Annotated in this window: 13 protein-coding genes and 1 tRNA gene; 9 read left to right on the top strand and 5 right to left on the bottom strand. The window is 61.6% G+C overall.

Annotated features, from left to right (window positions below; all coding sequences use genetic code 11):
* The first annotated feature begins 40 nt into the window (after positions 1 to 40).
* The 8 genes from kdsA to ROSELON_RS02495 all read left to right on the top strand — a co-directional run bounded on the left by kdsA (position 41) and on the right by ROSELON_RS02495 (position 10,703).
* Positions 41 to 874, top strand: coding sequence for a 3-deoxy-8-phosphooctulonate synthase (gene kdsA / locus ROSELON_RS02460; protein WP_025310866.1), 834 nt, complete (start codon positions 41 to 43; stop codon positions 872 to 874).
* A gap of 76 nt (positions 875 to 950) precedes the next feature.
* Entirely contained in the window at positions 951 to 2,297 is a 1,347-nt protein-coding gene (locus ROSELON_RS02465) for a mechanosensitive ion channel domain-containing protein (RefSeq protein ID WP_038650767.1), read from the top strand.
* A gap of 87 nt (positions 2,298 to 2,384) precedes the next feature.
* Positions 2,385 to 2,459 (top strand) — tRNA-Gln (locus ROSELON_RS02470).
* 229 nt (positions 2,460 to 2,688) lie between these two features.
* Positions 2,689 to 4,749: a type I restriction-modification system subunit M gene (locus tag ROSELON_RS02475; RefSeq protein WP_025310868.1), complete on the top strand. Its 2,061-nt coding sequence runs from the start codon at positions 2,689 to 2,691 to the stop codon at positions 4,747 to 4,749.
* Positions 4,746 to 6,101, top strand: a complete 1,356-nt coding sequence (locus ROSELON_RS02480) for a restriction endonuclease subunit S (RefSeq protein ID WP_025310869.1) — start codon at positions 4,746 to 4,748, stop codon at positions 6,099 to 6,101. The genes ROSELON_RS02475 and ROSELON_RS02480 overlap by 4 nt, the downstream gene beginning before the upstream one ends.
* Positions 6,098 to 6,631, top strand: coding sequence for a hypothetical protein (locus ROSELON_RS02485; protein ID WP_025310870.1), 534 nt, complete (start codon positions 6,098 to 6,100; stop codon positions 6,629 to 6,631). The genes ROSELON_RS02480 and ROSELON_RS02485 overlap by 4 nt, the downstream gene beginning before the upstream one ends.
* Positions 6,628 to 7,605, top strand: a complete 978-nt coding sequence (locus tag ROSELON_RS02490) for a DUF4268 domain-containing protein (protein ID WP_025310871.1) — start codon at positions 6,628 to 6,630, stop codon at positions 7,603 to 7,605. The genes ROSELON_RS02485 and ROSELON_RS02490 overlap by 4 nt, the downstream gene beginning before the upstream one ends.
* A complete protein-coding gene (locus tag ROSELON_RS02495; protein ID WP_025310872.1) occupies positions 7,602 to 10,703 on the top strand; it encodes a type I restriction endonuclease subunit R in 3,102 nt (1,033 codons plus the stop codon). The genes ROSELON_RS02490 and ROSELON_RS02495 overlap by 4 nt, the downstream gene beginning before the upstream one ends.
* 104 nt (positions 10,704 to 10,807) lie before the next feature.
* Here ROSELON_RS02495 and ROSELON_RS02500 read toward each other — a convergent pair.
* Together ROSELON_RS02500 and ROSELON_RS02510 are read right to left on the bottom strand one after the other, a co-directional pair.
* A protein-coding gene (locus ROSELON_RS02500; protein ID WP_156945632.1) for an IS3 family transposase occupies positions 10,808 to 11,907 on the bottom strand; the annotation gives its coding sequence in 2 pieces (ribosomal slippage) (positions 10,808 to 11,655 and positions 11,655 to 11,907; 1,101 coding nt in all).
* 29 nt (positions 11,908 to 11,936) lie between these two features.
* A complete protein-coding gene (locus tag ROSELON_RS02510) occupies positions 11,937 to 12,752 on the bottom strand; it encodes a DUF6538 domain-containing protein (RefSeq protein WP_025310873.1) in 816 nt (271 codons plus the stop codon).
* A 720-nt stretch (positions 12,753 to 13,472) separates the two neighbouring features.
* On the opposite strand from ROSELON_RS02510, the gene ROSELON_RS02515 reads away from it, so the two are divergent.
* Positions 13,473 to 14,360, top strand: a complete 888-nt coding sequence (locus ROSELON_RS02515) for a DUF1206 domain-containing protein (protein ID WP_025310874.1) — start codon at positions 13,473 to 13,475, stop codon at positions 14,358 to 14,360.
* Between the two features lie 280 nt (positions 14,361 to 14,640).
* Here ROSELON_RS02515 and ROSELON_RS02520 read toward each other — a convergent pair whose 3' ends face one another.
* From ROSELON_RS02520 to ROSELON_RS02530, 3 genes are all read right to left on the bottom strand, one after another.
* Entirely contained in the window at positions 14,641 to 15,000 is a 360-nt protein-coding gene (locus tag ROSELON_RS02520) for a response regulator (protein WP_025310875.1), read from the bottom strand.
* Positions 15,001 to 15,004: 4 nt separating this feature from the next.
* Entirely contained in the window at positions 15,005 to 19,726 is a 4,722-nt protein-coding gene (locus ROSELON_RS17290) for a PAS domain-containing protein (RefSeq protein ID WP_025310876.1), read from the bottom strand.
* A 335-nt stretch (positions 19,727 to 20,061) separates the two neighbouring features.
* Positions 20,062 to 21,078, bottom strand: a complete 1,017-nt coding sequence (locus ROSELON_RS02530) for an App1 family protein (protein ID WP_025310877.1) — start codon at positions 21,076 to 21,078, stop codon at positions 20,062 to 20,064.
* Between the last annotated feature and the right edge of the window lie 1,039 nt (positions 21,079 to 22,117).

Raw genomic sequence — 22,117 nt, forward strand, 5'->3', positions numbered from 1 at the left:
TCGCGCAGACCCACCGACCGCCTGCATCGAAAGGCCCCCCATGCACGAGTTCGATATCGGCCCGCTGACCGTGGGCAATGACCGCCCGCTGACCGTGATTGCCGGGCCATGTCAGTTGGAAAGCCTCGACCACGCGCTGATGATCGCGCGGCACATGGCCGGGGTCTGCGCCAAGGCCGGGGCGGGCTACGTCTTCAAGGCCAGCTATGACAAGGCGAACCGCACCAGCCTGACCGGCAAGCGGGGCGTCGGCATGGCGGCGGGCCTCGAGATCCTGGCCGCCGTGAAGGCCGAGATCGGCTGCCCGGTCCTGACCGATGTGCATACCGCCGAACAATGCGCACCCGCCGCGCAGGTCTGCGACATTCTTCAGATCCCCGCCTTCTTGTGCCGTCAGACCGACCTTTTGCTGGCCGCCGGGGAAACCGGCGCGGCGATCAATGTCAAAAAGGGCCAGTTCCTTGCGCCTTGGGACATGGCGAATGTCGCCGACAAGGTCGCCGCAACCGGGAATGACCGCATCCTGTTGACCGAACGCGGCACCAGTTTCGGCTACAACACGCTGGTTGCCGACATGCGTGGCCTGCTGGAAATGATGAAAACCGGCTATCCGGTCGTGATGGATGCGACCCATTCGGTTCAGCAACCCGGCGGCCAGGGCGGATCGTCGGGCGGGCAGCGCGAGTTTGCCCCCGTCATGGCCCGCGCCGCCGTCAGCCTGGGCATCGCGGCGGTCTTTATCGAGACCCACGAAGCGCCCGACACCGCCCCCTCGGACGGGCCGAACATGATCCCGCTGGATCAGATGGCAGCGCTGGTGCAGGGCCTGATGGCGTTCGACCGCCTGGCCAAGGCCGACCCGATCCGCCTTTAGGCCGCACCAGGGGCTTTCGACCCCGGGCAAACGCGCCTAACCTGCACCGATGGCGCGAGTTTTTTCGGTTCTGGTCATGATACGTGTTCTTGCCTTTCTTCTGGTGATCGGCCTGGCGGCAAGCCTGCCGGCAATTGTCACCGCCCAGGAAAGCGCCGACCAGCCCGGTGGCGCCATATCCGTGGACAGCGATATCGGCCAGGACACCGCCATGGCCGAACGCATCCGCGATATCCTGCGCCAGTTGGATGGCTATCGGGATGTGTCGGTCTCGGTCGCCGATGGAATCGTGACGCTGCGGGGCACCGTGCTCGAGGCCGCGCAGGTCGATGCGCTCAACGGGCTTGTCGGGCGTGTCGAGGGCGTCGTGGCGATCGAGAACGAGGTGGTCGAATCCACCGATGTCGTCGAACGCCTGAGCCCCGCCATCGAGCGCATCGAGGGGCGGATCGCGCAATTCGTCGCCTTCCTGCCCCTGATAATCGTCGCGGCGACCGCCGGTCTGTTCGTCATGTATCTGGGGTTCTTTCTGGCGCGGCGGCGCTGGCCCTGGGACAGGATCGCGCCCAATGCCTTCATCGCCGATATCTACCGCCAGATCATCCGCCTGGTCTTTGTGATCGGCGGGATCGTCCTGACGCTGGATCTGCTGAACCTGACGGCGTTGCTGGGGACGATCCTCGGGGCGGCCGGTATCGTCGGCCTCGCCATCGGGTTTGCCGTGCGCGACACGGTCGAGAACTTCATCTCGTCGATCATGCTGTCGATCCGCCAACCCTTTCGCCCCAAGGACCTGGTCGAGATCGAGGGCGAGATGGGCCACGTCATCCGCCTGACCAGTCGTGCGACGATCCTGCTCAGCCTTGATGGTAACCATATTCGTCTGCCGAACTCGATGGTCTTCAAGGCCAAGATCATCAACTACACGCGCAATGACGAACGCCGTTTCACCTTTCTTCTTGGGGTGCATCCCGATGCCGATATCGCGCGCGCCCAGCAGATCGTCCTGGATGCCTTGAACGAGTTGCCCTTCACGCTCGAGACGCCGCCCCCCGCCGTCTGGGTCGAAGGGCTGGGCGCCTCGACCATCGACATCACCGCCGCGGCCTGGATCCTGCAGCACAAGACATCGATCGGCATGGCCAAGGGAGAGACGATTCGCGTCGTCAAGGCCCGCCTCGAGGCCGAAGGGATCACCCTGCCCGAACCGACCTATCGTCTGACCGGCACCGGCTCGATCGAGACGATCATCACCGATCAGCCGACCCGACCGATACCGACACCACCCCCTGCCGGCGCCGAACCCGTCGAGGCCCAACAGGTCGGGGTCGGCGAAACACGCGCCTTGCAAGACATCATTGAAGCCGAACGCGAGGCCTTGCCGGGCGAAGACCTGCTGCAACGCGAAGCCCCGCAAGAATAGCCCGATCATCGCGCGTAGTATCGACACAAAAAGTGCGGGATGGCACTTGATCCCCCCGCGCCTATTGGATACCTAGCGCGGCACGGTTGGGGTGTAGCCAAGCGGTAAGGCAGCGGTTTTTGGTACCGTGTACCGTAGGTTCGAATCCTACCACCCCAGCCAGTTCTCCATTTACATTTAAAATCAATATCTTACGTGCCGAGAGCGGCGCGTGATGGTACAGGGATCTGGTACAGCTGCTTGGCACTGATTTCCCATTCAGCACGCCTTAAGAACAAACGAGTCTGCGCTGGGGCCCCTAAGCCCAGCGCCATACGACTTGAGCTTGAAGCCACAGAACCGTACCCTCACGAAAAATCATTGTTTCTCTATTCGTTGGACGGTGTCGAGTATGTCACAATCGGAGCTCTCTTCGCTGATTTGGTCTGTCGCTGATCTTCTGCGAGGTGACTACCGGCAGTCAGAATACGGGCGCGTCATCCTCCCCTTCACCGTCCTGCGCCGCCTCGACTGCGTCCTTGAGCCGACCAAGGAAGCCGTCCTCCGCGAGAAGGAGGAGAAGGCAAAAGAAGGTATCAACCCCGACCCCTTCATGCGCCGTGTCTCCGGGGCCGCCTTCTACAACGCCTCATCCCTCGACATGCGCCGCCTTGTCGGAGACCAGGACAACATCGGGCCGAACCTCCTGTCCTACGTCGAGAGCTTCTCACCCGAGGTGAAGGACATCTTCGACCGTTTCGCCTTCGCCGAGCAGATCGATCGGCTCACCAAGAACAAGCTCCTCTACCTCGTCACCGAGAAGTTCGCGGGCTTGGACCTGCATCCGGGCCGCGTGTCGAACATGCAGATGGGCCTGATCTTCGAGGAGTTGATCCGCAAGTTCGCCGAGGCCTCGAACGACACCGCAGGGGAACACTTCACTCCGCGCGAGGTCATCCGGCTCATGGTCAATCTCCTCTTCGTCGAGGATGACGATGTTCTGTCCAATCCAGGTGTCGTCCGCACGATCTATGATCCCACAGCGGGGACTGGCGGGATGCTCTCGGTGGCCGACGAGTACCTGTCCGAACACAACCCCGATGCCCGCCTCACCATGTACGGGCAGGAGTTGAACGACCTCTCCTACGCGATCTGCAAGGCTGACATGCTGATCAAGGGACAGGACGTTCGCAACATCGTCGCGGGCAACACCCTTTCAGACGATGGCCACCCCGACACCAAGTTCGACTACATGCTGTCCAACCCGCCCTTCGGCGTGGAGTGGAAGAAGGTCCAAAAGGAGGTGAAACGGGAACACGAAATTGAAGGCTTCAATGGTCGCTTCGGCCCCGGCCTTCCCCGCGTCTCGGACGGGTCACTCCTGTTCCTCATGCATCTCCTGTCCAAGATGCGCGCCACGAAGGACGGTGGCTCGCGCTTCGCGATCGTCCTGAACGGCTCCCCACTCTTCACCGGGGGCGCCGGGTCGGGCGAGAGCGAGATCCGCAGGTACGTGCTGGAGAACGACCTTGTCGAAGCGATCATCGGACTGCCGACCGACCTCTTCTACAACACCGGGATCGCGACGTATGTCTGGGTCCTGTCAAACCGTAAGCCCGAGCATCGCAAAGGCCTCGTGCAGCTGATCGACGCTAGTTCACTCTGGCAGAAGATGCGCAAGTCCCTCGGGTCCAAACGGCGCGAGATCAGTGACGAGGGCATTTCAATCGTCACCCGCCTTTTCGGTGATTGCGCCGAGGCGCGACACGCCACCGTCCTCGACTCGAACGGCGATGTTCAGGCGTCGGAGATCTTGACGGGCGATGAACCTGCGCCCGACTGCCCCGACGGAGGGAAAGTAAGGGTGATGCCACTGTCACTCCTGCTGCCCAACAACGCATTCGGTTACCGTCAGATCACCGTCGAGCGCCCACTCAGGGTTGCCTACGAGTGGAATGACAGCAGTTTTCCCCGACTGCAGGCGCTTCGCCAGTTCGAGGAACTGGACTATGCCGAGCAAGACATGCTTGCCCAGCTACTCTCGGACCGGATGTACGGCGCACGGTATCTGGACAAGCGTTCATTCCTGAAGGACCTCTCAAGCGGGTCGGTGATGCAGGGTCCACTTCTCTCTCAGTCCCTAAAGCGGACCATTCTGCGACTTTCCGAGGTGCCGGATGATGAAGGCGAGGTCGCAAGAGACACACGCGGACAGCCCAAGCCTAACCCCAAGCTGAGAGACACCGAGATCGTGCCTCTGGCAGAGGAAGTGGAGGCCTATTTCAAGCGCGAAGTGGTACCCCACGTCCCCGATGCCTGGGTCGATAACGACAAGACCAAGATCGGCTATGAGATCCCGTTCAACCGGCATTTCTACGTTTTCCAGCGGCCGCGTGATCTGGAGGAGATCGATGCGGAACTGGAGCAGGTTACGCGCAACATCCAACGAATGCTGGCGGAGCTGGCGGCATGAGCCAGAGCCACCCAAGCTACACCGACAGTGGTGTTGCGTGGCTTGGAGACATCCCGAGCACTTGGGCTACTGCTCGTCTACGCTTCTTGGTGACGCTGAACCCCTCGAAGTCGGAGATCGCCGAGTTCGACCGCGATGACGTTGTGTCCTTCATCCCAATGGAGGCGGTTGGAGAACAGGGGGAACTCGCCCTTAATCGTGTGCGACCGATTGCTGAGGTCGAGAACGGCTACACCTACTTCAGAGACGGGGACGTAACGTTCGCGAAGATCACGCCATGCTTCGAGAATGGCAAGCGGGCCATCATGCGTGGCTTGGTCAGCGGCTGCGGTTTCGGGACGACCGAGCTGACCGTGCTGCGCCCTCGCGCCGGGATCACAGAGAGCGATTTTGTCTTCTGGCTGATCTCTGCCCCGGAGTTCAGGCTTCTTGGCGAGGCCAGTATGTACGGCGCTGGAGGGCAGAAGCGCGTACCGGACAGTTTCGTACGCGACTTCATCGCCCCTGTCCCACCCCTCCCCGAACAACGCGCCATCGCGGCGTTTCTTGACCGGGAGACGGGGAAGATCGATGCGCTGGTGGAGGCGCAGCGGCGGTTGATCGCGCTTCTGAAGGAAAAGCGCCAGGCCGTCATCTCCCACGCCGTTACCAAGGGTCTCGATCCGGATGTCCGGATGAAAGAATCGGCGGTGGAGTGGCTAGGCGAGATCCCAGTGCATTGGGAAGCAACGCCGCTGAAGTACCTCGTTACCTTCAGAAGCGGCGGAACTCCTGACAAGAGCAACCCGGACTACTGGGACGGCGATGTCCCATGGGTTTCGGCGCGGGATCTCAAAAGCGAGACGATTAATGACAGCACGTTGCAGATCACCGAGCACGCTGTGTCTTCGGGGGCCGCAAATCTTGTTCCACAGGGTTCCGTTGTTGTGCTTGTGCGAGGCATGACCCTTGCTCACACATTCCCCGTCTGTCTTGCTGGACGGCCAATGGCGATCAATCAAGACTTAAAAGCCCTTAACAGCAACAGTTCGATCTCGAATGACTACCTCGCACTCGCGTTGCGTGGTCTGTCTGACGTGTCTTTGGCGCGAGTGGACGAAGCTGGGCATGGAACGAAAGCCTTGAGGATGGACGCGTGGACCTCACTGCACGTGCCAGTCCCTCCCGAAGCTGAACAAGTCAAGGTTCTTGAGTTTGTCGGGATAGAGACCACCAAGCTCGATGCTTTGGTGTCCGAAGCCGAAAAGGCCATCGCCCTCCTACAAGAACGCCGTAGCGCCCTGATCTCCGCCGCCGTCACCGGCAAGATCGACGTGCATGGCGAAGTCCCCGAGACGACGGAGGCGGCATGAGCATCGATAGGATCATCGCCTCGATCCCCGAAAAGTCCGAGGCCGACCGGGACAAGATGCGTGAAAACGCCAAGCGTCTGAGCGAGACCGGCACGGCCCAGCAGAAGACGGACGCCGAGAAGCTCCTTGCGGCACTCGATAGAGCGGCTGAAGCGGAACTCAAGGCCCTCTACGATCGGCTGAAGGATCTGCCCGCCGCCGCAAGGGTGGTCGAGGCGTTTCGGGCGCTCCCGCCCAGCGAGACTGACGTCAAGGTGGTCCGCGCCCTATTGGACAACCCAAGTTCCACCTCTGCGACCCTCAGTGCGGCAATAGGCTGGAAGGGCCAAGCGTGGCACATGCATTTCGGCAAGATGTGCTTCGATCGGGAAGTCTACCTCTGGCCAGCCGAGCGATCGGAAAAACGCGAAGCCAGCTTCTACTCAGGCATCCTCGCGGAATTCGATCCAAACGGTTCACTGTTCACCCTGAAGCCTGATGTTGTCGCTGCCTTCGCGGAGCTGGGCATAGCCACCAAGGAGAAGCCATGATCGCGAAGATCGAACGTGTTCCGCTGCGCGAGGTCTGGCCGCACGAGGCCTATGACTTCACCCAATGGCTCGAAGAGAACATCGATGTCCTGAGTGATGCGATCGACCGCAACATCGTGAACGTGGAGCGTGAGAAGAAGACCGAGAGTACCTTCAGCGTGGATCTCGTCGGCGAGGACGAGGCCGGGTCCGCCATCATCATCGAGAACCAGCTCGAGAAGAGCAACCACGACCACCTCGGCAAGCTCATCACCTACCTGACAGCCATGCAAGCCAACACGGCTGTCTGGATCGTTGCCGAGCCGCGCCCTGAGCATGTGGCAGCGCTGGCATGGCTGAACGAGTCCACCAACGCGGATTTCTTCTTGCTGAAGCTCGAAGCGATCCGGATTGAGAACTCCCCTCCGGCCCCTTTGCTGACACTGATCGTGGGGCCATCGGAAGAAGGCAAGTCAATCGGGCGCAGCAAAGCGGAGATGAGCGAGCGAGATCACGAGCGGCTTCGCTTCTGGACGCAGCTTATTGAACATCCGAATGCCAAGCTCCACGCACATACGACACCGGGACGACACACTTGGCAGGGCGTAAGTTCGGGCATCATCCGTGGCGTCAGTTTCAATTACGCCGTGTCGAAGGGTGGTGCACAGGCGGAGGTCTACATCGATCGCGGGAAGGACATGAACGACGAGAACCTCCAGATCTTCGACCAGCTCTATGCGAAGAAGGATGCCATTGAAGAAGCCTTCGGCGGTTCCCTCACGTGGGAGCGTCTTGAAGGCCGGAGGGCCTGTCGGATCAGCGCGAAAGTCGGCGGCGGCTTCCGTGACCCCGAGACCACTTGGGCCGCGACCCATGATCGGATGACGGACGCGATGAACAGGTTGGTCAACGCCGTCCGTCCGCACCTGAAAGCCGTGAAAATCCTTGATGGCGGTGGGGAGATGGGCGGTGTGAACTCCGAGACCCTCGGATGAACATCCATAAGGAGATCAGCTTCGAGGACGAGATCTGCGAGTACCTCGCCGCTCATGGCTGGCTCCACGATCGCGAGGATGCGAAGCGGTACGACAGGGTGCGGGCGCTCTATGCCCCTGACCTCATCGAATGGGTGAAGACGTCTCAGCCCAAGGCATGGGAGGCCATCGCCGGATCTGGAGAAGCCGCTCTTCTCGACCGGGTACGCAAGCAGATCGACGCGCGGGGAACTCTCGATGTCCTACGGCACGGCATCGACATGATCGGCTTTCGCGGCACTCTGAAGCTCGCCGAGTTCAAGCCCGCACTGGCAGAGAACCCCGAGATCGTTGCGCGATATCAGGCGAATCGGCTGCGGGTCGTTCGGCAGGTGAAGTACTCGACGGCAAACGAGAACTCGATCGACCTCGTCCTGTTCGTCAACGGCATCCCTGTGGCCACAGCAGAGCTGAAGACCGACTTCACACAGAGCGTCGGTGATGCTGTCGATCAGTACCGATACGATCGCCCTCCAAGACACGGTGGCCGGACCGAGCCGCTCCTGAGCTTCCCAAGCGGGGCCTTGGTCCACTTCGCGGTGAGCAACGCGGAAGTGTTCATGACCACCCGATTGGACAGCAAGTCCACCCGTTTCCTGCCGTTCAACAAGGGCGATGAAGGCGGCGCTGGGAACCCGCTGAACCCGAACGGGCATCGGACCTCCTATCTCTGGGAAGAAGTCTGGGAGCGCGAAAGCTGGCTGGAGCTGATCGGTCGCTACATCATCGCCCAGAAGGACAAGAAAGGTCAGCCGAGCGCGCTGATCTTCCCCCGGTACCACCAGCTTGACGCCACCCGGCAACTGGTTCGCACAGTTCTGCAGGAAGGGCCGGGGCAGAAGTACCTGATCCAGCACTCGGCTGGATCTGGGAAGACGAACTCGATCGCATGGTCGGCACACTTCCTGGCGGATCTCCACGATGCGTCCAAGCGAAAGATGTTCGATACGGTGATCGTCGTGTCCGACCGACGGGTCATTGACGGACAGCTTCAGGAGGCGATCTTCAGTTTCGAGAGAACGCTCGGCGTTGTCGAGACGATCAAGGGCGATGGAGGTAGCAAGAGTGGGCAACTTGCCCAAGCCCTGGCAGACGGAAAGAAGATCGTCGTCTGTACGATCCAGACCTTTCCCTTCGCGCTTGACGAGGTGAGGCGGCTTTCAGCGTCTCAGGGCAAGACCTTCGCTGTGATCGCAGACGAAGCCCATAGCTCCCAGACCGGCGAGGCTGCGTCGAAGCTCAAGGCGGCGTTGTCGCCAGAAGAGCTGGAAGACCTCAAGGACGGCGGGGAGTACAGCAGCGAGGACATCCTCGCTGCACAAATGAAGGCACGGGCCAGCGATAAGGGCGTGACCTACGTTGCCTTCACGGCCACGCCGAAGGCGAAGACCATGGAGCTGTTCGGGCGTCGTCCCGATCCGAACGCACCTACGGGCAAAGACAACCTCCCGGAGCCATTCCACGTCTACTCGATGCGTCAAGCCATCGAGGAGGGTTTCATCCTCGACGTCTTGCAGAACTACACGCCCTACAGCCTCGCCTTCCGACTCGCGTCAGAAGGGAAGGAACTGGAAAGCGACCAAGTTGAACGTGACGCGGCCATGCGGGGCCTGATGAGCTGGGTACGGCTGCATCCCCACAACATCAGCCAGAAGGTGAAGATCGTCGTTGAACACTACCGGGCGAACGTCACCCACCTCCTCGACGGTCGCGCTAAGGCCATGGTCGTGCTTCAGTCGCGGAAGGAAGCCGTTCGCTGGAAGCTCGCGATCGACAAGTACATCAAGGACCAAGGATACCCGATCGGGACACTGGTCGCGTTCTCCGGCGAGGTTAACGACAAGGAGAGCGGGCCGGAACCGTTCAGCGAGACCGGCGCATCGATGAACCCGGATCTGCGGGGGCGTGACATCAAGGAAGCGTTCGACACCGACGGCTTCCACATCCTTCTCGTGGCGAACAAGTTCCAGACCGGCTTCGATCAACCTCTACTCTGTGCCATGTACGTGGATCGACGGCTCGCGGGCGTACAGGCAGTACAGACCCTGTCGCGTCTGAACCGGGCCTACTCAAAGGGTGGCGTGGTCAAGGATACAACGTATGTCCTCGATTTCTCGGACAGCTCAGAGGAAGTGCTGAAGGCGTTCAGCCAGTACTACGGTCGCGCCGAGTTGGAAGACGTGACCGACCCCAACCTGATCTACGATCTCAAGGCGAAGCTGGACGGTTCTGGTCACTACGACGAGTTCGAGGTCGACCGCGTCGTCCGTGCGGAACTCGACCCGGCATCCAAGCAGAGCGACCTTGTGAAGGCGGTTGAGCCAGTCGCCCAGCGCATCGTGAAGACCTACGCAGAAGCGAAGCGTCGCTGGATTGAAGCCAGGTCCAAGAAGGACGAGGCAGTCGAGAAAGAGGCACGGGACACCATGAGCAGTCTGGAGCTGCTCAAGGGCGACATGCAGACCTACCTCAGAGTCTACGCGTTCCTCTCGCAGATCTTCGACTACGGGAATACGGCAGTCGAGAAGCGGGCGATCTTCTTCAGGTACCTCGTGAAGCTCTTGGAGTTCGGGAGAGAACGAGAAGAGGTTGATCTGTCCAAGGTCGTGCTTACCCACCACAAGCTGTCGTCCAAGGGCGGGCGTTCACTGTCACCAGATGGCGAGGACACCAAGCTGAAACCTGCGACCGAACTTGGGTCAGGTCAGGCCGGCGATCCCGAAAAGGTGCGGCTCGCCGAGATCATTGAGCGGGTGAATGACCTGTTCGAGGGCGACCTCACCGACGCCGACAAGCTCGTCTACGTCAACGAGGTCCTGCGCAAGAAGCTGATGGAGTCCGAGGTCCTTGCCCAACAGGCGCGCAACAACAGCAAGGAGCAGTTTGCGGCCTCGCCGAACCTGTCAGAGGAGTTACTGAACGCAATCATAGACTCCTTCGCCGCCCACACCGCTATGAGCAAGCAAGCATTGGACAGCGAGAAGGTTCGTGAGAGGATAAAGGACATTTTGCTCGGACCCGGGCAACTCTGGGATAAGCTCCGTGAAGCGGCTCGCTAGGTCGATCCGAAAACCAACGATAGAATTACGAAGGCGTCTTCGTCCTGACCTGAGACCCGACTTCCCTCCAGCCTTCAGGAGAATCCGTCGGTTGATTTCTGGCCTCATGCGGCCTTCGTTTCCAGTCTCGATTTCATTGCAAACTCCTGCGGCGTGAGATTGCCCAGGGATGAGTGGGGTCTGTTTCGGTTGTAGTCCTCCTTCCATGCGCCGATCTTTTCACGGGCTTCGGCCAGCGTTGAGAACAGGGTCTCGTTCAAGAGCTCGTCCCGGAAGCTGCCGTTGAACGATTCGATGAAGCCGTTCTGCATCGGCTTTCCCGGCGCGATGTAGTGCCAGCCGATCCGCGTTTCCTGGCACCATCTGAGCACCGCCATACTGGTTAGTTCCGTGCCGTTGTCGCTGACAATCGTTCTGGGTCGTCCGCGTCTGGCCATGATCGCTGACAGCTCTCGTGTGACCCGCAGCCCCGAAAGCGAAGTGTCCGCAACCAATGCCAGACATTCGCGACTGAAGTCGTCCACGATGGCCAAAACCCGGAACCTGCGTCCATCTGTAAAGGCGTCCGAGACGAAATCCAGGCTCCAGCGCTCATTGGGCCGTTCCGGAACCAGCATCGGCCTGCGTGTCCCGAGCGCCCGTTTGCGACCGCCGCGCTTCCTCACCTGCAGCTTCTCCTCGCGGTAAAGCCGCCTCAGCTTCTTCAGGTTCACTTGCCAGCCTTGTCGTTCCAGCATCACATGCACCCGCCGATAGCCGAACCGACGGCGCTCGGCCGCCACAGCCTTCATCGCCTTGCGTAGATCGGCATCGTCCGGGCGCACGCTTTGATAGCGTACGCTCGACCGATCCGCCCCGACAACTGAACACGCCCGCCGCTGGCTCACCTGGTGCGCTTCGCACAGATGCGCCACGGCTTCCCGCCTGGCCGCGGGCGTCACCATTTTTTTGATGCAACGTCTCGCAGCATCGCGTTGTCCAGCATCTGCTCGGCCAACAGCTTCTTCAGCTTTGTGTTCTCGTCCTCAAGCGCCTTCAGCTTCCGGGCATCCGACACTTCGAGCCCACCAAACTTCGCTTTCCATTTGTAGAACGTGGCCGAGCTGATCCCATGTTCCCGGCACACATCCGCCGTCGCCAGGCCGCTCTCCTGCTGCTTCAGGATCGCGATAATCTGCTCTTCGCTGAACCGTGATCTCTTCATTCCGTCCGTCTCCTTCGTTGGGACGGACTCTACCTCAAAATGGATGAGGAAACGGGTCTCAGGTCAGTGGCATCAGAAAGCTGCCGCCCAGTACCGCTGTAACGCTGACGGATCTCTTCGAATGATCTCTCGCTGTCGCTTGGAGACTTCCCCCATTTCGGATCGAGTGTCTCCAGCGCACCCATGAAACGCCCAACATCTGCCTTCGTCACAGCTTGCAAGGGTTTATCAGATAGGAACTCAGCGAGACGCGAAAGCGTGGTCCTGTGTTGGCGGATCGTCTGCTCGTCTCCGTCCAGCGAGGCACGGGCAAGGTAGCGATCACGCGCCTCCGTGATCTTCAGACCATAGCGGCTCTCTGCTTGCAGCGGCTTGCCCCGTCGCTCACGCCGGTAGTCCTGAAGAGCATCCCACCTTGCCTGTTGGACTGGAGACATAGCCAAGGGCCGTCCCTCCTCGTCCAGACCATGCTGATCACCAGCTTCGGTAAGAAGACGATCCTGAAGAAGGTCGTATTCGGTAAACTGCTCGTCGTCCGGCGAGCGGTTGGCGTTGGCTGCTTCAACATCGACGTCGGCGCTTCTGAGGTAGCCAATGGTGTCCTGATACACTTCCCTAGGCGACACACTCGCATCGGGGCGCAAAGAACCGCGTAGCTGCGAGAAGACAGCCTCCCAATGCGCCGCCCTTTCTGTCCTTCTGGACATCGCCTCGCTTACATCTCGGGTCCGGAGCGTCTCGACGATCTGATCGCGGCCCAACTTCTGACGAAGGTCACGCGGCACGGCTCGCTGGAAGTACCAAGTGTGACCACGTTTCTTGAGGTAGTGCAGACTGCCAGCCATAGCGCCTCGATGGTACAGGTTGATGGTACAACCAGATGGCACGCAACCCATTGAAGATCAACAAGTCTGTTTGCTTTCAGCAGGTTGGAGGTCGCGCTACTTTTCCTCCTACCACCCCAGCCAAATTCGCACAGAAAGACCAGACCGTATTTACCGGTGGATTAGCCGCTGATTAGGTGGCCTCCCCTCCTGTTTGCAACACACTGCTTATCATCGCGCCCCGCAAACGGGCGCCTGCGGGCTGGAAATGAGGTCTTCGCCTTATCCGCAGAAATGGAATCTTGTCCTTTCGGCGGTGTTGGCCAGCGTCTTTCGGAAATATCGGCCCCCACCATTCATTGCCGTCTCGCTTCGTGCCGATGTCCTCCCCGGTGCGGTGCCGTCATCGGTGCGCCCGACGCGGGGCAGCAATGCTTGAATGGTCCGACAAGGTGATGCCAGTCGTCGTCCCCGCAGGCGACGCCAGCGAGGCCGAGGCCGCATGGACCTTTGCCGAGGAAAAAGCCGGTGATGACGGGCGCCTGGACAGTGGATTGACCAGCCAAAGCGGCTGCGTCGCGTGCGACTGGGGGCGACTCGGCCGCCTGTCCCGTCGGGGCGCGGCCGGTGGCCGCCGCGCGTATCTGCAATACCGTGAACGCTCTGCCGGACACCGCAACTCATGGAACCCATGCGCAGGATGGCCGTTCTTTCCACACACCTGTTGCTTGGAGAGACAAAATGGCGATTTCGGATGCATTGGCCCTCGACAGCAATTCCATCCGGGCAAAACGTCTCGAAGACGTCAACCCGAATGACTTCAAATGGGCCATCCCGTTCATGCGTGCCGGCTATGCCGGACGTGCACTGGTCTATGTCGTCGTCGCGGGCTTTTCGCTTTGGTCCATCGCCCAGGGCGGCCAGGCGGAGGGGACAAAAAGCGTCATGGAGTCGCTTACCGGAAGCGGCTGGCCAATTCTGGTGCTGATCGCCGTTGGCATGGCCGCCTATGCGATCTGGCGTCTCATCGACAGTCTGGCCGACCTCGAAGCCTACGGTACGGACGGCAAGGGGCTGATCGCGCGCGCGGGCATGCTGGTGACCGGCGTCATTCACCTCGGCATCGGGCTTCTTGCGTTGGGGACGCTTATCGGATCATCGTCGGGCGGAGGGACCGGCGGCATCGTTGCGACGGTGATGCAACTCGAAGGTGGGCGCTGGATCATCGGGGCTGCAGGCGCTTTGACGCTTTGTGCGTCAGCCTACTATTTTGACAAAGGCATCAAGGGCAAATACCGCGCGCACCTTGTGGCCAACAGGTTCACCACCCGTTGGAACACGATCCTCAAGGCAGGAGTGATCGCGCAAGGCGTGGTTGTCGGCATCATCGGCATCCTGATCCTGTATGCGGCGCTTCAGGCCGATGCGAGCCAATCCGTTGGTTTGGACGCCGCATTCGAATGGTTGCGCAGCCAGGCATTCGGTCGGATCCTGGTGATCGTTCTTTGCGTCGGCCTCGTCGCCTTCGCCATCTTTTGCGCCGTCAACGCGGTCTATCGCATTGTCCCGAAAGCCTATGACGGCTCGGGCGAGACGCTGGCCGCACATCTCAAGCGCGCGACGTCGTAACCGCCCGACGCCCGCGTTTCCCCCGAAAACGCGGGGACTCCCCGGAACCTTCGGTATCGCCCTTGTCTCTCAGGTTGGAGGGATCAATCCGGGGCGTCCTCTCGACCGATGAAACCGCCGTCAGCCTCATGCGCGAAGTCGCCGCCTATTGCCAGGAAATCGCCTCGCGTGGCTCGACAGCAGCACCTGGACAATGGGCCCGAACTCGCACCTATACGACCAGACCCTGCCCGTTTTATGGCAGTAAGCATTGGTCCTGATGCGCGCCGCGTGACGGGCGTCAATACGCCTGGCGCAAGAAGGCGGTCACCGCGTCCATCCGCACCGGCTTCGACAGGCATTGCGCGCGCGGGAAGCGCCGCGTGACGGGATGGGACGCGGCGCTGTAGCCCGTCAAAAACACGAACGGGCGGCCCAACTGCTCCAGCCGCTCGGCGACCTTTTCGCTGGTCTCGTCACGCCCAAGGTTCAGGTCCAGAACCGCAAGATCCGGTTCGTCCGCCTCGAGCGCAGCCAAGGCCTTGGCGGACGATTTGTAAGGCCCCGACACCACGAACCCTGCATCCTCGATCGACATCGCAAGGTCCATGCCGACGAGAATCTCGTCTTCGACGATCAAAACCTTGCGCCGCAAAGACATCAGACTACTGCTCCCGCTCGTGATCGAAGGCTATCCTGCATCGCAACCCATCGGGAGCATACTGCATATCCACCGTCGACTCCAAATCGTTTGTCAGAACGCGTTCAAGGAGGAACGACCCGAACCCCTTGGTTTCAGGCTTGTTTACCGGCGGTCCGCCCCGTTCACGCCACTCGAGCGATGTCAGACGTCCGTTTTCCGCCTCGGTGGTCACGAAAACAGTTCCCGATGCCGCCGAAAGCGCCCCGTATTTCGCGGCGTTGGTGGTCATTTCGTGGATCGCGAGGCCGACAGACAGCGCCATATCGGGCGGCAAAAGAACATCGGGGCCGTCAATCCGCAGTCGTTCGGATACTGCGTCGGCATAGGGCGCGACTTCTTCCGAGATGATTTCGTGCAGCGATTTGCCCGACCAATCGCTGCGGGTCAGCGCATCATGCGTCCGCGAAATTGCGGCCAGCCGGTCCTGCAGGCTTTCGATCAGCACCTCCTTGGTGGCCGCGGTGCGGGCGCTGAACCGCATGATGGACTGCACCGTCGCCAGCGAGTTCTTCACTCGGTGCTGCAACTCGCCCAAAAGCGTGTCCTTGCGTTCCTCCGCGGCGCGCCAGTCGGTCACATCGATCCCCGAAGGGATCACCTCGACGACGCGGCCGGTCTCGTCGCGCGACGGCATCAAGTTGAAGTCGATGGTGATCAGCACACCCTCGGCCATGCGCACCTGGCATTCCTCGCGGATCGTTTCGCCGGACAGGGCAGCGTCGAACCAGCCGCGCAACCGCGCCTGCAAGTCGGCGTCATGGCCCCACCAGTAGCAATCCCAGAACGGCTTGCCGATGACATCGTCCCGGTGCAACCCGGCCCGTGTCAGGGCCAGTTCGTTGACCTCCAAAAGGGTGCCCTCGGTATCGAGCAGCCCGACAAAGGACCGCAGGCTGTCCTGGATCGTCCGCAACCGCCGCTCGCCCGTCCGAACGCTCTCGCGCGCCTCGACCAGCTCGGTGATGTCGTAGTTGAACGACATGACCCCGCCGACCGAGCCGTCGCCCTGATACCACGGTTCGATGATCTGCTTGTAGTAGGTCGTCCTGCCCCCGGGGCCGTCGACCTGTGCGGCCAGTTCATCGGTGACCTGCGCCTTGGCGGTTTCGTAGACCTGCTCGTATCGTTCCATGATGCCCTGCCCGGCCAGTTTCGGCATCGCCTCGCGCAGGGGGCGGCCGATCAGGGTATCGCCGGCCTTGCCGGTTGCGCGGTCGTGTTCGGGGTTCACGTAGGAATATCGGAACTCCGGCCCTTCGAAGATCGAGATGATCGCCGGCGCATGGTCGAACAGCCGTGCCATGCGCGCCTCGCTTTCGGTCAGACGTATGGCGATGTCCTCGACCTGCTTTCGCGCTTCGACGTGTTCGGTGATGTCATAGGCAAAGCTCATCACGCCAAGGACGCGCTGCTCGTCGTCGAAATAGGGTACGGCCGAGTGGAAAAATTGCACCGTTTCGCCCGTCGGATTGCCGTCTTCGTCCAAGCGCTCGCTGTGTACCTCGTCGCGCGTGACCGGCTTGCCTGTTTCGAAGACCTCGTCGAGGGCGCGCAGGATGTACTTGGACGTTTCGGTACCGAACACCTCTGCGAACGGTTTGCCGATGGGCTTCAATTGCCCGATCATCGCATCATTGGCCGGGTTGGAATAGACATAGACGTGATCGGGCCCCTCATGCATCGAAATCAGGACCGGCACGTTGTCGAATAGCCGTTTGAGGCGCGCCTCGCTTTCGATGACCGCGGCGGCAGCGCGCGCGGCCTTCAGTTCCAGTGCGCGTTGCTCGGTGACTTCAATCACGCAGGACCCGACGGCAAAGATATATCCGTCGTCGAACACCGGGTAGAAATCGACCAGCCAGGTCCGCTCCACCCCCGGCTGACTGGGCGTTTGCCCGGTTACCTCGAGGCCGCGCACCGGTGTGCCGGTTTCAAGGACTTGATGCTGGAGGTCGCGAACGCGCTGATCGATATCGGGGATCAGGTCTTCCTGCCGCTTGCCGATATGGTCGGCGGGCGGAAAGCCGTTGATCTCGGCCAGAGACGGATTGATCCGCAAGTACCGCAGATCGCGATCAACCAACGACAGGCCGACCGGAATGCTGTCATAGAGCGTCTCCAACTCGGCAAACTGCTCGCGCAGGATCCGTGCGTTTTCTTCCAGCTGGCGTTCGCCGCGGCGCCGGGCGGTCACGTCGATGAAGGTGATCACCGTTCCATCGATACGGTCGTCGATGGTGCGATAGGGACGCACGCTGACCGCGAAGATCTGGCCGGTGACCGCCACCTCCGCCTCACGCTCGACGGGTTGCAGCGTCTGCATCACCTGCTCGGAATCCTCGGCCAGTTCGGGGTACGAAATCCGCGTTGCCAGATCCGCGATCGGGCGCCCGATATCACGTTCGCGGATACCGTACAGTTCGGTAAGCTTGGGCGTGAACAAACGCACCCTTCGCTGCGGATCGAGGAACAGGGTCGCGATATCGGTGCTTTCAAGAAGGTTGCGCATGTCGCTGTTGGCGCGCGACAGCTGCCGGTTGTTCTCGGTCAACTCGGCATTGATCGTCTCGAGCTCCTCGTTGATCGACTGCAATTCCTCACGGCTGGTCTCGAGCTCCTCGTTCGAGCTTTGCAGCTCCTCGTTCATCGAAAGGAGTTCCTCGTTGGCACTGCGCAGCTGCTGCTCGGTGCCCGAGTATTCCCGTTCCATCATGGCAAGTTGACGGTTCGCGAGGTCCAGCTTGCGCTCGACATATTCCGCATCGGCGGCCCGGTCCTCGGTCGGCACGATATCCGCGCTGTCGCGGAGGCGAACCTCTTGCAGAACGACAAGCGTCGCACCGCCTGCGTCGGGCATCGGCGTGGCGACCACGTCGAACAACAAGCGTTCTCCATCGATCTCGATCACGACGTTATGCACTTCGGCCGCTTGCCCGGTATCGCGCGCCTCCGCCAGGGCCGCCTGCACGGGCAGCCGTAGGGCCCGGTCGAGGAAACTGTCGACACCCATATCGGGCCTGCCGCGCGTAGGCCGAACGTAGCGCGTCATCCCCTCCGACAGGTAAAGCATCGTACCTTGCGCATCGATCACGGCGAACGGCGCGGCGGCATGGGTCAGAAAGGCCTGCTCGGCCTGGGTTTCGAGGTTCGACGCATCGTTCAAGCCGGGCGCGGCAACGCCCCACGCCTCTGCGGGCGTGGCCCGTTCGAGCGCCGGTTTCGGCGGGCGCGCCGCCCCGTTGCTCAGAACCGAGTAGCCTGGCCGCGCGCGATCGTTGCGCTGGAACAGCCGCGCGTTTCGATCCACCGTATCGAACAGCCCGTCGTTGCGGCCAAGCGATTCCGATGGCCCCAGCAGCAGGTAGCCCCCGGGCCGAAGCCCATAGTGAAACCGCGGCAGGATCCCGTGCTGCGCGTCGCCCGTCAGATAGATCATCACGTTGCGGCACGAGATCATGTCGAGCCGGGAAAACGGCGGATCGCTCAGGATGTCATGCGGGGCGAAGATGCACATCTCGCGCAGCGCCGGCAGGATCGTGAAGCTGCCGCTGTCCTCGTGGAAGAAGCGTTTTCGCCGCTCGTCGGACAGGTGAGAAACCGCCGCGGCGCTGTATATGCCCGACCGCGCATGGCGCAGCGCGGTCATGTCGATATCGGTGCCAAAGACCTGGCACGCGCGGTGCAAACCCGTGCGCTCCATCTCTTCGACCAGCAGCATGGCCAGCGAGTAGGCCTCTTCGCCGGTGGCGCAACCCGGCACCCAGACGCGGATCGTGTCGCCCTTCTCGTCGGCGGCCACAAGGCGCGCGACGACCTCTCTTTCGACGGCGGCGTAGACCTCGGGATCGCGGAAGAACTCTGTGACGCCGATCAGGAAATCGTTGCGCAGCGTATCGGCTTCGCCGGCATCGTTGCGCAGCAGGTCGATATAGGCGTCGACGCCGGACATGCGCAAAAGGCTCATCCGGCGCAGGACGCGGCGGACCAGTGTCGGTGTCTTGTAGTTCTCGAACCCGTGCGCAGCCTCGGGATCGAGCGCGGCCAGAACATCGGACAGACGCTGGTCGATCCTGTCCTGCATCGACTCGCCCGACGACGCGCCGATCAGGCCGCGCCTGTGATCGAGGATATCGAGAATTCGGGCGGGCATCGCGTCGGGCGGCAGGATCAGGTCCACCAGTCCTGTCGCCGCCGCGCTGTCCGGCATGCCGGGAAAGCGCGCGCTTTGGCTCTCCTGAACAATCGCGACGCCGCCCGCCATCTTGATTGCCCGCACCCCCAGCGTGCCGTCCGACCCGGTCCCCGACAGAACCACCGCAAAGGCATCGCGTCCGCATTCATGGGCGAGCGACGTGAAAAACCGATTGATCGGCGTGCGGACCCCGGTTTCGCGGCCATGATCCTCAAGCCGGAACCTTCCGCCTTCGATCGTCAGGAACGGACCCGGCGGAATGACATAGATATGGTCGGGTTCAACCGGCTCGCCGTCTTCGATGCGGGTGACGGGAATGGCGGTATGTTCGCCCAGCAGCTTGTCCATGATCGACGGATGCTCGGGCGCGAGGTGCTGGACGATGACATAAGCCAGGCCGCTGTCCGTCGGAATCGCCCGGACAAGTAACTGCAACGCCTCGAGCCCGCCGGCCGATGCGCCGATCCCGACGATGGGGAAAGTATCATCCATCGAAAAAGCGTATCAGGACAACACGTCGCGACAAGGCTTGATTTCGCCTTCCCTGGGCTGGCTTCGCCCCCTGCGCAGGGTGTTGAGCCGCTGCAATCGAACACCGCGTCCTGCGCCCTCGGGGGACGCGCAAGGCGCGGCGGCCAAGGGCCTCGGATCGACCGAAGGCTCGGAGATTTGCCCCGCCCGAACTCGCGCCCGGTCGCTGTATCGGTCTTCCGAAGGCCCTGCCCTCGGGCATCATTCACCCCGCCATGCTGGCGCCTACCACCGATATGGCCGCGCTGGGGCTTGCGCCCCCTCGTCCCCGTAGGCGTGACAAGCGCGTACTTTTTCTAGCGCCGGCGATGACGATTGCCCGCAGGCACGGGTTGGTCACGCAGCGATCGCTGCAACTCCGTTCCAAATGCGGTGAAGTCGCGCCCGGCGAAGACCGGAACGCCCGTGGCGCGCAGCGCGTCAAGGTCTCTTTCGGTTCGGGGATCGACCCCCGGCTTTGGCGTGCGCAAAATCACGGCTTTGATGCGCCCAGGGTACCGCGCGATTGCGGCGCGATAAATGCGGGCATCCTCCTGCCCCGTATCGCCGGCAAGGACCGCCGGGCATCCGGGATTGGCTTGCAGGATCAGGTCAATCGCATTGCCTTTGTGATCGCCGTGACCGGCGGTGATGAATTTGTCCCGGTCGACGCCGAAATCGCGCAGGAAGAGAGGCCCCCTGGGCAGGCCTGTGCGTTCGAAAATGGCAAGCAGAAACCCGTGAATGTTCCACGGCGAGGAACTGACAAAGAAAACGGGGATGTTCGCGGCCTTGCGCAGCTTGGTGTAGACATCAACCGCATCGCGGTAAATGCGCCGCGTCTCGACGTTGCCGGTGAACGTCGTCCAGAGGTTCCGAAACAGGGACCATGCCCCGGTTTCAAGGACGGTGTCGTCGATATCGCTGATCAGAATGGCAGGCGCGTCCGGGTCGGGGACGAAAAAGGGACAGGGCGTCTCGGTCCCGTCGGGCAGCGCAACGCTGGCCGTATGCCAGCCGGCAGCATGGTCGCGGGGCACGGTCAGACTGAAATACCCTTCCTCGTCAGTGACCGTCGTTCGACCGCCGCAAGCCACGGTAACCGCGGACACCTCTTTCGTGCGGAAAAGCCCCACCATCGCGCGCAGGTTGCCCAAACGTCCGGACTTGCCTGTTCGAACGCGCTTCGGCTCCCGCGCAAGAACCCGGCCGCGCAGAACGATCCCGGTCTCGGTGGCATAGCCGATATGAGGGTCGATGGCGCCGGGTGTTCTGGCCCGGTGTCTGCCGAACGCGGAATCGAGCTTGTAAATGAGGGTGTGGATCAGTCGCATGGGCAGGATCAGTTGGCCGCTGAGGGCAGGATGACAGGCGTGGGTCCGACCGGCGCAGCGCTTTTGCCACCGCACACCCGGTCCCGGTTTCCTGACGTTAACGCTCTCGGCCAATGCCCGTTCCGTTTACATGTGTTCATCATCAATCCGGACTACGAAATGACGTTGGGACCGCGCGTCAACCCATGTCCAACTGGCCTTTGTCGGTGGTTGTCCGTGACGCGGGGCGGGGACGTCAGGACATGGCCCGACCCGAGCGATGGAACCACATCTGCCGACCTGCCGTTTAGCAGGCTCCCGCAACGAGAGAGAGAGAGAGAGAGAGAGACCACCTTGCCCGAAGTGATGGTCACGTGCGGTCAGCCCTCGGTTGATGTAACGGAATAGGCCGCGCAGATCACCGTGCGGGAACAGCCTGCCACAGTGTTCATCGAGATGGCGCAGCCGGCACCGGAAATCGTCATCACCATGCCCGAACCCGGCGTCGACGTGGCCAATGCCGAGCCGCAGATCGAAATGCGTCATGCAGACGTGACGGTTAAAGTCACCCAAGGCTCGCCCTCGATCGATCTTGAGTTGCAGATCGCGGAAGCCCCCGAAACCTCGTGGGGGGGCAAGGTCGAAGACCGTACCACCGGCGAAGGTTTCGCCATGGGCGAAACCCGCGAAATGCCGAAAGAAGAGGCCAACGTAGGCGTGGCTCGCGCGGAGCCGATCATCCGCATGGAAGAAGCTGGTGACGAAGACGACGCGAACGTCACCATCAGCCGCGCAGAGCCGACCATCAACTATGAACGCGCCGAACCGCAGCTGAACTTCACACAAGCGGGCGAACCGACGATCGAGTTCACGTCGGTGGGTGACCCGACGGTGACGATCCGCCGGTCCGGTGAAGCTGGCGAGGATTTCGACGAGGCCAACGCAGATGGTGCGATGCCGATGAACGGCGATGACGGCATGGTTTCCGAACTGGCCGAAGCCGAAAACACCTTGGAGCAAAGTGCCGAAGGCGTCGCGACGGCGGCCGATACCGCGGGTG

Source organism: Roseibacterium elongatum DSM 19469, from assembly GCF_000590925.1.
Lineage (GTDB): Bacteria > Pseudomonadota > Alphaproteobacteria > Rhodobacterales > Rhodobacteraceae > Roseibacterium > Roseibacterium elongatum.

Excerpts from the sequence above, each read along its gene's own strand:
- kdsA (WP_025310866.1), top strand. The coding sequence starts at position 41 with ATGCACGAGTTCGATATCGGCCCGCTGACCGTGGGCAATGACCGCCCG.
- ROSELON_RS02465 (WP_038650767.1), top strand. The coding sequence starts at position 951 with ATGATACGTGTTCTTGCCTTTCTTCTGGTGATCGGCCTGGCGGCAAGC.
- ROSELON_RS02475 (WP_025310868.1), top strand. The coding sequence starts at position 2,689 with ATGTCACAATCGGAGCTCTCTTCGCTGATTTGGTCTGTCGCTGATCTT.
- ROSELON_RS02480 (WP_025310869.1), top strand. The coding sequence starts at position 4,746 with ATGAGCCAGAGCCACCCAAGCTACACCGACAGTGGTGTTGCGTGGCTT.
- ROSELON_RS02485 (WP_025310870.1), top strand. The coding sequence starts at position 6,098 with ATGAGCATCGATAGGATCATCGCCTCGATCCCCGAAAAGTCCGAGGCC.
- ROSELON_RS02490 (WP_025310871.1), top strand. The coding sequence starts at position 6,628 with ATGATCGCGAAGATCGAACGTGTTCCGCTGCGCGAGGTCTGGCCGCAC.
- ROSELON_RS02495 (WP_025310872.1), top strand. The coding sequence starts at position 7,602 with ATGAACATCCATAAGGAGATCAGCTTCGAGGACGAGATCTGCGAGTAC.
- ROSELON_RS02510 (WP_025310873.1), bottom strand. The coding sequence starts at position 12,752 with ATGGCTGGCAGTCTGCACTACCTCAAGAAACGTGGTCACACTTGGTAC.
- ROSELON_RS02515 (WP_025310874.1), top strand. The coding sequence starts at position 13,473 with ATGGCGATTTCGGATGCATTGGCCCTCGACAGCAATTCCATCCGGGCA.
- ROSELON_RS02520 (WP_025310875.1), bottom strand. The coding sequence starts at position 15,000 with ATGTCTTTGCGGCGCAAGGTTTTGATCGTCGAAGACGAGATTCTCGTC.
- ROSELON_RS17290 (WP_025310876.1), bottom strand. The coding sequence starts at position 19,726 with ATGGATGATACTTTCCCCATCGTCGGGATCGGCGCATCGGCCGGCGGG.
- ROSELON_RS02530 (WP_025310877.1), bottom strand. The coding sequence starts at position 21,078 with ATGCGACTGATCCACACCCTCATTTACAAGCTCGATTCCGCGTTCGGC.